We start from the raw sequence: 13,319 nt of genomic DNA on the forward strand, positions 1-13,319 counted from the left end.
AAGCAATTAATACAGCGTATGTAATTGCGAAAAATAAAAAACTTTCTATTTTACGTTAATAAAACATGGGGTTAATTTAATCAGTCGTTCTAAATAATAAAAAAGAGTTATTGTTTTAATCTCTAAGGAAAATAAGCAGAAATCGCATCCTAAGTTCAAGTCGTACAAAAGCCTGATAAACCTTAATACTGTAGTCGGATTTTTTTCCAAGGTATTGTTGAGCATGATGATGTCATAGCTTAATTTGATCACTAGGAATAAGCCATGCGTCGTCAAAATTTATGGATAGCAATTCTTGCTGCGACAGCAACATTAGGAACATCTGCAACTTATGCGGACTTTGTTGACGACAGCCAAGTACAATTGAAATTTAAAAACTTCTACTTAGACCGTCAAATTAAAGAAAATCCGGCGGGTAACTGGGGTTCGTGGTCACAAGGCATTACTTTAGATGCGAAATCGGGTTATCACGATATTGGAGGTGGAATCCAAGTTGGTGCAGACCTTTTGGTACAGCACGCATTTAAATTGAATGCTCGTGATAAAAACCCAGACTGGATCTTGCCGCATGATGGTAAAAAATCTAAGGATGAATTCGGTAAGGTGGGTGCAACCCTAAAAGCGAAGGTATCTAAAACAGAACTTCGCGTAGGTGAATTATTGCCGATTTCACCAGTTTTGACCTATGATCCAACTCGTCAGTTAGTGACCACCTTCAGTGGTGCTTGGTTAGAGTCAAAAGATTTAAAAGATACCAAATTGACTTTGGCTTATGTGAACGGCATTAACAACCGTTATGACAACCAATTCCGTGATTTGACATTATTTACTTTAGGTCAACCAGGTGGTCATGCAGATCAAGGTCTTGAATCTGACGGCATGATTATCGCAGGTGTGGATCATCAATTTACCCCTGAACTTTCAGCAGGTTATTGGTTTGGTGATGTAAAAGATATTTATCAGCAGCATTATGTAGGTGCGGCATACAAAACCAAATTGGGTGAAAATGCTAAATTAGATAGCCATGTACGTTACTTCGATACAGCAGATTCAGGTAGCAGCTTATATGGTCATTTAGATAACCAAGCATTATCTGCTAGTGCAAAAGTGAATTATGGCGCGCACACTGTTGGGTTGAACTACCAGCAAATGATGGGGGATAGTGCATTCCCAACATTGGGTGGTTGGGTTCCAGGTGCTTATTTGTCGAACTGGGGTGTAGCAACCTTCACTCAAAAAGATGAAAAATCTGTAGGTGTAAATTACAACTATGATTTCTCAGGATTGGGTGTGAAAGGCTTGAATGCAACTGCGGTGTATTTCACTGGTTGGGATGCTGAGGTGAAAGGTGTGAAAAACCAAGACTCAGATGAGCTTAATTTGATTGTTAATTACACGGTACCTGAAGGTCAGTTAAAGGGTTTAGGTGTACAAGCCATGTATATCGATGCAAACTTCGACTACAAGTCTGACTTGCAAGAATACCGTGTGGCAACAACTTATACCTATAAGTTCTAATTTCTCAGGATAAAAAAGAGGGAAGTGGATTCATTGCTTCCCTTTTTATTCGCTGGTTTATTTAAAAAAGAAATACCTCAAAGATTTTATGGATATATTTTTGAGTTATGTATTTAAAAACAATAACTTAAATTATAGTCTATTTGTTGTTTATGATCGTAAATATGTATCAGTTAGCAGTGGCTGAACAGGTAATATGAGACTGTAAAAACCACAAAATCCAAAAGAGTCCCCCTTGTGTTTAAATCCGTTATGGATTGAAACATAAGCTCTACGCAATACGAGGAGCATGTATGAGCACTGTTCAGATTCCTGACTATACAACTGATTCATTCTTTGGTTTAGAAGATAAATGGATTGAAACTGCTGAAGGCGAATTAACGCATTACCACGAAGTGGGTGAAGGCACACCAATTCTATTTTTACACGGTTCAGGTACAGGTGTATCTGCTGCGGCAAACTGGTGGTTAAACCTTCCACAAATTGGTGAACAAGCTCGTTGTATCGCTATCGATACGATTGGCTATGGTCAAACTGTTGTTGCACCGAATACTGCTTATGGTATCCGTGCTTGGGTTGATCACGCTGTACGTACGTTAGATGCCCTAGGTATTGAAAAAACTTGGTTAGTGGGTAACTCACTCGGTGGCTGGTTAGCATTCCAAATGGCTTTGGACTATCCAGAACGTGTATTGGGTATCGTGTCTATGGGTACAGGCGGTGCTAAACAAACTGCAGCACTTAAAGCACATGCAAACCCTGTATTAACCGAAGAAGGCATCAAGAAAACCTTGTCTATGTTTGTTGTAAACAAAGACTTGATCACAGACGAATTGGTAAAAGTACGTTTCGCTTCTGCTGCAAATGACTATGCATCAAATCGTTTGATGGATGTTGTTGGCGCACGCGACCGTGACCGTTTCGAATTCCCACTCGACTTTGAAAAAATGAAAGACATTACTGTGCCAGTATTGTTGATTCACGGTGTACAAGACGTGGTGATTCCAGTATCTCGTACGTGGGATATTTTGAACACAGTTCCAAATGCGGATGCGCATATCTTTAGCCAATGTGGTCATTGGTCACAAGTTGAAAAAGCAGAAGAATTCAACACCGTGATTAAAGATTATTTAAAAGCGCGTGGTGTGTAATTTCTTGTCACTGACATGAAATTCAAAAAAAGGATGGTTTTGCCATCCTTTTTTTTATATAAATCTTTTGAAAGAAATACTTTAAATGAGTGTTATTCTCATTAATGGGTCGACAGTGTACGGTCTAAATCAGTAAAAAGGCATAAAATAAGCTCATCTAAATGGTTGGGGAAGGGGAATTATTTATTAGACTTAAGTTGTAAATCGGCATTTTTTAGCAATTTTTATCAATGTCTAAACTAAAATTTATAAGTTATTTTCCATCAAGTCGATATGCATGATAGATAAAATGCGTCGATTAAAACATTTAAACGATTAAAAAAGCGACTTTTTAGCCATAAAAAAAGCACCATTATTCATTTTAAAAATAATGGTGCTATATCTATAAATTATGACTTGGCGAAAATTAACGCTGTTCGCGATTGATATCGAGATAAAAAACTTTGGTTAGCAGTTCAAGGAATTTATCTACAGCCACAGAACTCGCCGTTTTTCGGTAACTTACATACAAGTCTAGATACGGTAATTCGACATCTAAAGGACGAATCACAGTATTGTTCATGGTCAATGGCGCGATGTATCCCGGTAGGATCGTGCAGCCTAAGCCCATGCCGATGGAGTTAATGTTAAACAGGATATTGTCGGCTTTTTGCACGATATTAAATTGAATATCATGGGTCGAAGCAAAGTCCAAAATGGCTTCATGCAACGTGCCAGATTGTTCACGTGCAGGAATGATAAAATCAATCCCATTCAATGCTTTAACTGGAATGCGCTCGTACTTCGCTAAAGGGTGATCTTTGGGTAAAATAAAGATCAGCGGTTCACGCAGTACAAACTGACTTTCAATTTCGTCGCTGTGGAAGTTATTGCGGGTAAAAGTGATGTCCAGTTCACCTTTTTGCAGCAATTTCATCTGATCACGGTTATTTAAACTGAGTAATTCAATCTTGAGTTCTGGGTTCTGAACACGTAAATTTGGCAGCACATAAGGGAAGATTTTCATCTCTGCGACAGGGACAAAACCAATGCGCAGCATCTGCTGTTTGGCTTGTGAAACCTGACGTGCCATCGCCACGGCCTTGTCTGCTTGAGCTAGTGTCAAACGTGCTTGTTCTAGAAATACGGCACCTTCTTCTGTGAGCTCAACTTTACGTTTAGTACGGTGCAACAGTTTTACGCCGACATCTTCTTCAAGATCTTTAATTTGTTGGCTTAAAGAAGGTTGAGCAGTATAAAGTTTTAACGCAGCTTTACTGAAATTGAGTTCTTCAGCGACAGTAATAAAGTAGCGTAAGTGTCGTAATTCCATATAATCAACCCGTGGAGTAATCCAAAAAATGTCTTACTTAGAAGTCCGTTCAGTATAATCTATAAACAACTATTGCGTGAGGATTATTTTACCATTCACGAAATAAATGGTGTTCTCGGCAATTTAAAAAAAATGCCATAAAAAAAATCTACCGTAATAATCCATAAAATCTCTTAATTAAAACAAAATAAATATTTCCCGAATATCGCTCTAAAATCCATCATCGTTGAAAAGTTGAGTCTATTACTTTGTGCCTTACTGGTCACAGGAGAGCTTTTCATGAGTGGAAAAATTGATGTGCGCGAAATCGATGCTTTGGTCGATGCACAAAATGGACGTATCACGCCATCTATCTATACCGATCCAGACATTTACGAACTTGAATTAGAACGTGTGTTCGGTCGTACATGGTTATTCCTATGCCATGAGAGCCAAATTCCTAAAGCCGGCGATTTCTTCAATACCTACATGGGTGAAGATCCGATTATCGTGGCACGCCAAAAAGACGGCTCAATCAAAGCATTCTTAAACCAATGTCGTCACCGCTCTATGCGTGTGAGCTTCGCAGACTGTGGTAATACACGTGCATTTACTTGCCCGTACCATGGCTGGTCTTACGGCATTGATGGTTCTTTAAAAGATATCCCACTTGAAGACCGCGCGTTCCCGCACGGTGCTTGCAAAGAGAAATGGGGTCTTGTTGAAGTTAACCGTGTTAAATCATACAAAGGCTTAGTATTCGCTTGTTGGGATGAAACTACACCTGACCTAGAAGAATACATGGGCGATATCGCTTGGTACTTAGATGGTGTTCTTGACCGTCGTCCAGGTGGTACAGAAATTATCGGTGGTGTACACAAGTGGGAAATCGAGTGTAACTGGAAATTTGCAGCTGAACAGTTTGCATCTGACCAATACCACGCATTGTTCTCTCACGCATCTGCGATCCAAGTATTGGGTGCAAAACCAGATGACGAATCATCTAAGAAATTAGGTGCTGCACAAACCGCTCGTCCTGTTTGGGAAACTGCGAAAGACGCGATTCAATATGGTTCACGCGGCCATGGTTCAGGCTTCTTCTTTACTGAAAAACCAGATGCAAACGTTTGGGTAGACGGTGAAGTGGCGAACTACTTCCGTGAAACATTTGATGAAGTTAAAGAGCGTCTTGGTGAAGTACGTGCACTTCGTCTTGCTGGTCACAACACCATGTTCCCAACATTGTCTTGGTTGAACGGTACTGCAACGCTTCGTGTATGGCACCCACGTGGTCCAAATAAAACTGAAGTGTGGGCATTCTGTATTGCAGACGCTGAAGCATCTCAAGAAGTAAAAGAAGCATTCGAACGTTCTGCAACACGTGCATTCGGTCCTGCTGGTTTCCTTGAGCAAGATGACTCTGAGAACTGGATTGAAATTCAAAAAGTTTTACGTGGTTATAAAGCCCGTCAAAACAAATTAATTATGGAAATGGGTAAAGGTAACGAGAAAGTACGTGAAGATGGTATCCCGGGTATCACCAACTACATTTTCTCAGAAACAGCTGCACGTGGTATGTACCGTCGTTGGGCTGACCTATTGATTCATGAAAAATGGGAAGACGTTGAAGCTGCGGCTGACGAATATGAGAAGGAGCTTATGAAATGAGTCAAATTAGTTTAGAACTCCATCACCAAATTAGTCAGTTTCTTTATCGTGAAGCAAAATTGCTTGACGATTGGAAGTTCCGCGATTGGTTAGCTGTATTAGCTGAAGATATTTCTTATACGTTACGCACAACACCAAACGCGCAAACACGTGACCGTCGACGTTCGATTGAGCCGCCAACAACTTGGGTATTTAACGATACAAAAGATTTGTTGGAACGCCGTGTAGCTCGTTTAGAGACAGGTATGGCTTGGGCTGAAGAACCTCCTTCACGTACAACACACATGGTTTCAAATGTGATTGTTGAAGCGACTGAAGTTGAAGGCGAATACGACGTTTACGTAACGTACTTGTTGTACCGTACCCAGAAAGAGAAAGATGTAACAATCTACTGTGGTAAGCGTCACGACAAGATCCGCAAAGTCGACACTGAGCAAGGTTTCGAAATCTTCAACCGTAAGATTACCCTTGATCAGGTGACTTACAACTCACATAACCTGAGCGTGTTCTTCTAATGAATAAGATTTTTGTTTGCCAAGTTGACGAATTAGACGAAGGCGAAGCATTGAAAGTAGATTGCGGCGTTAACGGTATCGATGCGCTTGCAGTATTCAACAACAATGGCGAATTTTTCGCGATGAACGACCGTTGTTCACATGGTAATGCTTCAATGTCTGAAGGTTACCTTGAAGATGATGGCACTGTTGAATGTCCACTTCATTCGGCTCGATTCTGTTTGAAAACTGGTCAAGCATTATGCTTACCAGCAACAGATCCTATCAAGACATTCCCTGTGATTGTTGAAGATGGTGCTTTATACGTAGAGATGGCAGGAGAGTAATCATGGGTTGGCTACAAGGCGAAGTTGCACTTATTACCGGTGGTGGTTCAGGCTTAGGCTGGGCATTGGTTGAACGTTTCTTAGAAGAAGGTGCAAAAGTTGCCGTTCTTCAACGTTCTCAATCGAAAGTTGATGCATTGAAAGAACATTTTGGTGACCGCGTGCTTGCGATCGCAGGAGATGTAGCCAGCTATGAAGATAATGTTCGCGCAGTTCAAGCAACTGTAGAACATTATGGCAAACTTGACTGTTTCGTCGGAAACGCAGGTATCTGGGATCATTACGCAGATATCGTCAATACATCGGGTGAACAGCTGGAGAAAGCTTTTGATGAGATTATGGGTATTAACACCAAATCTCTCATCTTAGGTGCCAAAGCTGCACTTGATGCATTGATAGCTTCAGAAGGTTCTATCATATTTACTTTGTCTAACTCAGCACTGTATTCGGCAGGCGGAGGCCCTGTATACACAGCGTCTAAGCATGCTGGCGTTGGGATTATGAAAGAATTAGCCTATGAGCTTGCGCCTAAAGTACGAGTGAACGCTGTTGCTCCGTCGGGTATGAATGTAAACATCAAAGGTGCTGCTTCTTTAGGCCAAGAAAACCTCGGTCTACTCGATGCACGGGATCCTGAGAAGATTGCACGCGGCATGCCGCTCAATTTCTTACCCGAACCTGAAGATATGACTGGTTCATACGTGTTATTGGCTTCTCGTCAAAACAACCGCCCATTAACTGGTGTTTTAATTAATGCTGAATGTGGTCTGGGTATCCGTGGTTTACGTCAACCACGTGCTGGCTTCTTTGACGAGATTTAATTCGCCAAATACGTAAAGGACTTACTCGGCAGCCGTCTTGGCTGCCTTCCGTTTAGGAGTCACCCATGGCCGTTAAACTTATTTGTGCATCGCACAGTCCCCTAATGGAATTCGCTTCTCCGCAAGAGAAATACAAAGAGGAAAAAGTTCGCGAAACTTTTGCCAAACTTGCGAAAGAAGTTGAAGACTATAATCCAACATTGATCATTACTTTTGGTCCAGACCATTTCAATGGTTTCTTCTATGACCTCATGCCATCTTTCTGCGTCGGTATTCGTGCCAAAGCAGCAGGTGATTGGGATTATGGTAAAGACAATGACCACATCAATGTGCCTGAAGAAACAGCAATCAGTCTGGTTCGTCGCGTATTGGATGAAGGTGTCGATGTTGCATACTCTTATCGTATGCAGGCAGACCACGGTGTGACTCAACCATTACATTTCCTTTGTGGTGGCAAGCTTGATCGTTATCCAACGATTCCAATTTTTATCAATGGTGCAGCTGCACCGATGCCAACAACCAAGCGTACAGTCGCTTTGGGTCGTGCAGTCGGTCAGTTCATTAAATCATTGAACTTAGAGAATGAACGTGTACTTGTTTTGGGTACAGGTGGTTTGTCTCATGATCCACCAACGCCGCAAATGGGTTCAGTTCCACCAGAAGTGGAAGAGTTCCTGATTGCAGGTCGTAATCCAACTGAAGAGGCACGTAATACACGTCAAGGCAAAATCATTGCTGTCGGTCAAAAACTCGCAGCGGGTGATACTTCTGTCGCAGTGCCTTTAAACCCAGAATGGGATCGTGCATTGCTTGATACTTTCGCCAAAGCTGACTTTGCTGCCATTGAAGCGATGACTGAAGCTGAAATTCGTGTTGAAGGTGGTCGTGGCGGTCAAGAAGTTCGTTCTTGGATGGCTGCTTTTGCTGCACTACATGAAGTGGGCGAATACGACATGACAACACATTGCTACGAAGATATTAGTGAGTGGATTGCGGGCTTCGGCATCGTATCTGCAGAATTGAAATAAGGAACAAACCCATGAGCCAAAATGGTATCGAAACCATCGTTATTGTTGGAGCTGGTCAAGCTGGTGCTAGCGCCATTTTAGAACTCCGTGCGAACAAGTATGAAGGCAAAATCATTTTGGTGGGTGATGAAACACATCTTCCTTATGAACGTCCGCCTTTGTCTAAAGACGTAATTCTAAAACCTGAAGAGACCAAAATCGAAATTCTGTCAGAAGAAAAATTGGCAGAACTCGGTGTTGAACATATTCGTGGCAATGGCGTTGTGAAAATCCATAGCGATGCAAAAACAGTTGAACTGAAAAATGGCGAAATTGTTGCATTTGACAAGTTGCTTCTAGCAACCGGTGGTGCAGCACGCCGTTTACCGAATTTCGATGCGCTGGGTAAACATGTTTATACGCTACGTAACCTAGAAGATTCACAAGCATTGGTGCCTGTATTACAAGCGGGTCGCCGTATTGTATTGATCGGCGGTGGTGTGATTGGTCTTGAGCTTGCTTCTTCAGCACGTTTCAAAGAGTGTCAGGTAACTGTGATCGAAATGGGTCCTATGGTGATGGGCCGCTGTTCACCTCGTATCCTGAGCGAATTCCTGCTTGAACAACAACGTTTGGCAGGGATCGACGTTCGTCTGGAAACCAAAATTGCAGATTGCAAACTGGATGGTGAAGAAGTGGTGATTACCCTTGAGGGTGGTGAAGAACTTCGCGCTGATGCTGTAGTTTATGGTATTGGCATTGTGCCAAATGCTCAACTTGCGGTTGATGCAGGTTTAGACGTTGATTTTGCCATTAAAGTGAATAATAACTGCCAAACTTCGCATCCAGATATTTATGCAGCGGGTGACGTTGCGACTCAGCTTCGTGACTGTGGTAACCACCGTCGTGTCGAAACTTGGGAAAATGCGAACTTGCAAGCAGGTATCTTTGCTCGTCATGTAATGGATGTAGAACATCCAACCCCAAATCCAGCGTGGTTCTGGACAGATCAATTGAATATCAACTATCAATTTGTAGGTGATATGGCTGCAAGCGAATGGATCGTTCGTGGTGAAATTAAACCTGAATTGGCGGCTGAGTCTTCATTTGTATTGTTTGGTGTAACTGACGGTGTCATTGTTGGTGGTATTACGGTGAATGCTGCAAAAGAGATGCGTCATTTGAAAAAATTGATTAGCAAGAATGCGGCGTTTGAAGCGGATAAATATTTAGATTTAAGCCAAGATTTACGTAAACTTGTAAAGTAAGCTGAATGTCTAAGAGGAGCAGACTTACGGTAACGTAGGTCTGTTTTTTTATGTCTTTAGTTTTAGCATCGCACTTATAAAGCTATTTTTGTAGTCCATGTATACAGTTTTAGCTTATATAGATCTATTCAACGGTTTTAATCCTCCCAGCCCTCCTTTTTCAAAGGAGGGAGTAGTCTTTGTGAAGAATGGATTTCGTTTGGATGGTTCCCTCTCTTTTTTAAAGAGGGGCTAGGGGAGATTATTGATCGTTTGAGGAGAAGTCCTTATACCCCAAACGATCGGGTGGCATTCATACCGCCTCCAATTTAGTTGATAAAGGGGAGAACAATAATTGGTCTTAAACTTTATTAGTTAATGGTCTTACGAGTAGTTCCAGATCTGAATAGTGGGTTTCAGGTTAAGTCGTTAGAACAATCAAATTTGAGAATGAAATGAAATCTTCACTGCCGCTGACGGCAAGTATATATGCTCTTTTGGTACTGATTTGGGCGACGACGCCGCTCGCGATTGTGTGGAGTGTGCAGGAAATACATCCGATGTGGGTGTTGATTATCCGTTACTTCGGCGCATCTATTATTGCGCTGTTTCTGTTGAAATTGATGCGTGATCCTTTGCCGTTTGATGAAACCTCATTAAAAAGTTATGTGGCAGGGAGTTTGAATTTGATTGGCGCACAGTTGTTTATTTATCTCGCAGCCAATTATCTCACCTCTGGTTTAATGGCACTGATTTTTGGTTTTTCACCCTTAATTGCCGGTTTGATTGGGCATGTAATTTTAAAAACACATAAATTGGTCGCTTTGCAGTGGTTGGGCATGGCGGTTGCAGTGGGTGGTCTAACTTTTGTCTTTGCAGATTCTGCTGATAGCAAAGTCAATCCAATTGGCGTTGTACTGATGCTAATCAGCATGGTGTCGTATATTAGTTCGATTTTTTGGGTGAAGCAGATTAATGCACCGTTAAAGCCGATGTCACAGGCAACAGGTTCTCTGATTGTTTCTGCTTTAGGATCGATGCTCATTATTCCATTTATTTGGCAGCATTTTCCAACCGAATTGCCAAGTGGCCGTGCCATGATAGGTTTTGTCTTTACCATGATCATGTCATCTATTGTGGCAATGCTGTGTTACTTCTGGCTGATCAAACGTTTGGCGGCATCAACGGTGTCACTCAGTAATGTGATGACACCTGTCATAGCATTGGTTTTGGGAGCGACGTTGAACAGTGAATATATTAGCTCCAATGCCTTTGTTGGAATCGTGGTCGTGATGTTTGGTATTGTGATGTACTTTTGGAAAGAGTGGCGCGAGCAATATTTTAATAAAGTACGTTGAACCGTGTACATCTACAGAATTATAAGGAAGCTGCGGCTTCCTTTTTTTTCTATACCTTTGCGCTAAAGAGCGTGTTTCACATTGAACATGATGGCATTGTCGAAACAATCGACAGTTGGTGTAAAAACAACAAAATAACAAACAACAGCTACAGTCAGTTTGAGTACTATGGAATGAGCTATAAAATCAAATAGATCTGTTTGATAAAAATAAATTTAGGACAATTTTAAATGTCTGAATCTAACAAAATCGTGGTATATGCAGCGCTCTTCGGCAATTTAGCGATTGCACTGGTGAAGTTTGTCGCTGCCTATATCACGAATAGTTCGGCCATGTTGAGTGAAGCCATTCACTCTGTGGTTGATACTTTAAATGAAATCTTACTGCTCTACGGTATGAAAAAATCGCAGCAGCCAGCAAATGCACGCCATCCATTTGGCTATGGGCGAGAGCTGTATTTTTGGGCTTTTATTGTGGCGTTGATGGTCTTTGCTTTAGGTGCGATTGTGTCGATCTATCAAGGGATTAGTCATATTTATCACCCCGAAGAAATGCAAAATCCGATGATTAACTATATCGTATTAGGTATTGCGATTTTGTGTGAAGGGACCTCTTGGTTTGTGGCATTGAAAGCATTTCGTAAAATCAAAGGGAAACAGGGCTATTTTGAAGCATTTCGACGTAGTAAAGATCCGACGACATTTACCGTGTTATTTGAAGATTCAGCAGCGCTGATTGGTCTGTTTATTGCCCTGATCGGTATCTATTTATCACACGCGCTGAATATGCCAATGCTTGATGGTCTGGCATCAATTCTAATTGGGGTTGTACTCGCTATTTCAGCAATTTTACTTGCACGTGAGACTAAAGGATTGCTCATGGGAGAAACTGCTGACCCACAATTGAGGCATAATGTCTTGATGGTTGCAGAGCAAGATCCAGCAGTGCATTCTGCCAATGGGGTGTTAACAGAGCAGATGGGTGCACATCAAGTTTTGGCATCTTTGAGTCTTGAATTTAAAGATAATTTAACGTCAGATGATATAGAAGCTTGTGTCAACAGAATTGAAGCACAAATTAAACAGCTTCATCCTGAAATTGTGGCACTCTTTGTCAAGCCTCAATCTCGGAAGGTTTGGCTTGAGCGCATGAAAGGTCGTCTTGATCAATAGGTCTGCGAGGTTAAATACTTTGCAAGGTTTGTCAGCATAGTGAATGAATTTTAAATACACATGAATCAAAAAACTCAATCAGCACAATTTCAAATCAGTACTGAACGTTGTATGAAACATACGTGGACGAAGCCTGTATTTGATTATCTGGCAACCGACCATTTTAATGGGGAAAAATTCTTTAATACCATTCGAAATCCAGATCCGTTTACGCGTAAAGATATGCTGAAATGGATCATGACGCGTAAAAGCGACACGTGGAAAGTAGATCGTGAGCAAGAATACCAACAGTTTTTTGCCTCTTCGCGTAGCATTCCGCACAATCGGCCATTGGCTAAAATGGATGATTGGTTGGTTTGGTTTGTCGGACATGCGACGGTTTTGATTCAAATTGGGCCATATAATTTTTTGACCGATCCTGTATGGGCGGAGTATGCAGGCCCACGTCAAGGGACTGGACCACGACGTGCTTGTCCTGCAGGAATTGCCTTAGAAGAATTACCTACAATTCATGGGGTTTTACTAAGCCATAATCATTATGATCATATGGATTTAGCAACCTTGAATTGGTTACATGAACAATTCGCTATGCCGATTTATACTGGTTTAGGCAATGCTTATTATTTACCCACACATTTCAATGTCATTGAACTTGATTGGTGGCAATCGGAAATGTTTGAAGATTTGCGTATCGTTTATACGCCTGCACAGCATGGTTCAGGTCGTGGTTGGCGAGATCAAAATCATGCCTTATGGGGAGGTTTTTCCATCGTGCATAGTACAGGACATTTCTTCTTTGCTGGAGATACGGGCTATGCCGCGCATTTCAAACAAATCCATACACGCCTAGGTGCACCACGAGTAGCGTTATTACCGATTGGAGCTTATGAGCCACGTCGTTTAATGAAATATTTGCACATGAATCCCGAAGAAGCTTTTCAGGCGCATAAAGATTTACAGTCAAAATGTTCATTGGCAATGCATTATCGGACGTTTCAGTTGACTGATGAAGCTAGAGACCAACCTGAACATGACTTACATCATGCAATGCGAAAAACATCAAAGTTAATGAATCCATTTTTAACCATGCATGAAGGCAAAAAATTGATTGTTTAAGGATTAGGGTGTGTTGACATTTACAGCCGATAAATTGAGCTAAAGAGGCAACCATATAAATATACAAGCTAAAGCAACAGCGCTTTGATAGTTACGTTTTAGCTTATCGTATCTTGTGGCAATTCCTCT

Annotated in this window: 12 protein-coding genes and 1 pseudogene; 11 read left to right on the top strand and 2 right to left on the bottom strand. The window is 41.5% G+C overall.

The annotated features are described in order from the left end of the window. The first annotated feature begins 264 nt into the window (after positions 1-264). Entirely contained in the window at positions 265-1,518 is a 1,254-nt protein-coding gene (locus tag FTU64_RS06180; protein ID WP_180059404.1) for an OprD family outer membrane porin, read from the top strand. A 293-nt stretch (positions 1,519-1,811) separates the two neighbouring features. Beyond that, positions 1,812-2,669 carry an alpha/beta fold hydrolase gene (locus FTU64_RS06185; protein WP_168377928.1) on the top strand — a complete coding sequence of 286 codons (858 nt, stop codon included), beginning with the start codon at positions 1,812-1,814 and terminating at the stop codon, positions 2,667-2,669. Between the two features lie 406 nt (positions 2,670-3,075). Here the strand turns inward: FTU64_RS06185 and hcaR are convergent, their stop codons facing one another. Next, positions 3,076-3,981, bottom strand: a complete 906-nt coding sequence (hcaR, locus tag FTU64_RS06190) for a DNA-binding transcriptional regulator HcaR (protein ID WP_180002937.1) — start codon at positions 3,979-3,981, stop codon at positions 3,076-3,078. A gap of 279 nt (positions 3,982-4,260) precedes the next feature. Between hcaR and hcaE the strand changes: the two genes are divergently transcribed. From hcaE to FTU64_RS06235, 9 genes are all read left to right on the top strand, one after another. Further along, positions 4,261-5,628 carry a 3-phenylpropionate/cinnamic acid dioxygenase subunit alpha gene (hcaE, locus tag FTU64_RS06195; protein ID WP_067763943.1) on the top strand — a complete coding sequence of 456 codons (1,368 nt, stop codon included), beginning with the start codon at positions 4,261-4,263 and terminating at the stop codon, positions 5,626-5,628. Continuing rightward, entirely contained in the window at positions 5,625-6,143 is a 519-nt protein-coding gene (hcaF, locus tag FTU64_RS06200; RefSeq protein WP_067763936.1) for a 3-phenylpropionate/cinnamic acid dioxygenase subunit beta, read from the top strand. The genes hcaE and hcaF overlap by 4 nt, the downstream gene beginning before the upstream one ends. Next, positions 6,143-6,469 carry a 3-phenylpropionate/cinnamic acid dioxygenase ferredoxin subunit gene (hcaC, locus tag FTU64_RS06205; protein ID WP_067763933.1) on the top strand — a complete coding sequence of 109 codons (327 nt, stop codon included), beginning with the start codon at positions 6,143-6,145 and terminating at the stop codon, positions 6,467-6,469. The genes hcaF and hcaC overlap by 1 nt, the downstream gene beginning before the upstream one ends. Before the next feature lie 2 nt (positions 6,470-6,471). Then, positions 6,472-7,290, top strand: a complete 819-nt coding sequence (gene hcaB / locus FTU64_RS06210; RefSeq protein ID WP_067763930.1) for a 3-phenylpropionate-dihydrodiol/cinnamic acid-dihydrodiol dehydrogenase — start codon at positions 6,472-6,474, stop codon at positions 7,288-7,290. Positions 7,291-7,355: 65 nt separating this feature from the next. Further along, on the top strand, positions 7,356-8,318 hold the full coding sequence (locus tag FTU64_RS06215) for a 3-carboxyethylcatechol 2,3-dioxygenase (protein WP_180007135.1): 963 nt from the start codon (positions 7,356-7,358) through the stop codon (positions 8,316-8,318). Positions 8,319-8,329: 11 nt separating this feature from the next. Continuing rightward, positions 8,330-9,565 carry a 3-phenylpropionate/cinnamic acid dioxygenase ferredoxin--NAD(+) reductase subunit gene (hcaD, locus tag FTU64_RS06220; protein WP_180059405.1) on the top strand — a complete coding sequence of 412 codons (1,236 nt, stop codon included), beginning with the start codon at positions 8,330-8,332 and terminating at the stop codon, positions 9,563-9,565. Between the two features lie 434 nt (positions 9,566-9,999). Then, complete coding sequence (locus FTU64_RS06225; protein ID WP_180054331.1) at positions 10,000-10,902, top strand: DMT family transporter; 903 nt, start codon at positions 10,000-10,002, stop codon at positions 10,900-10,902. A gap of 230 nt (positions 10,903-11,132) precedes the next feature. Continuing rightward, on the top strand, positions 11,133-12,074 hold the full coding sequence (locus FTU64_RS06230) for a cation diffusion facilitator family transporter (protein WP_078192768.1): 942 nt from the start codon (positions 11,133-11,135) through the stop codon (positions 12,072-12,074). A gap of 60 nt (positions 12,075-12,134) precedes the next feature. Beyond that, positions 12,135-13,190: an MBL fold metallo-hydrolase gene (locus FTU64_RS06235; protein ID WP_180059406.1), complete on the top strand. Its 1,056-nt coding sequence runs from the start codon at positions 12,135-12,137 to the stop codon at positions 13,188-13,190. Between the two features lie 39 nt (positions 13,191-13,229). Here FTU64_RS06235 and FTU64_RS06240 read toward each other — a convergent pair. Continuing rightward, positions 13,230-13,319 (bottom strand): annotated as a pseudogene (locus tag FTU64_RS06240) (IS5/IS1182 family transposase); the annotation flags it as partial.

This window comes from Acinetobacter sp. YH12128 (assembly GCF_013418655.1).
Taxonomy (GTDB): domain Bacteria; phylum Pseudomonadota; class Gammaproteobacteria; order Pseudomonadales; family Moraxellaceae; genus Acinetobacter; species Acinetobacter amyesii.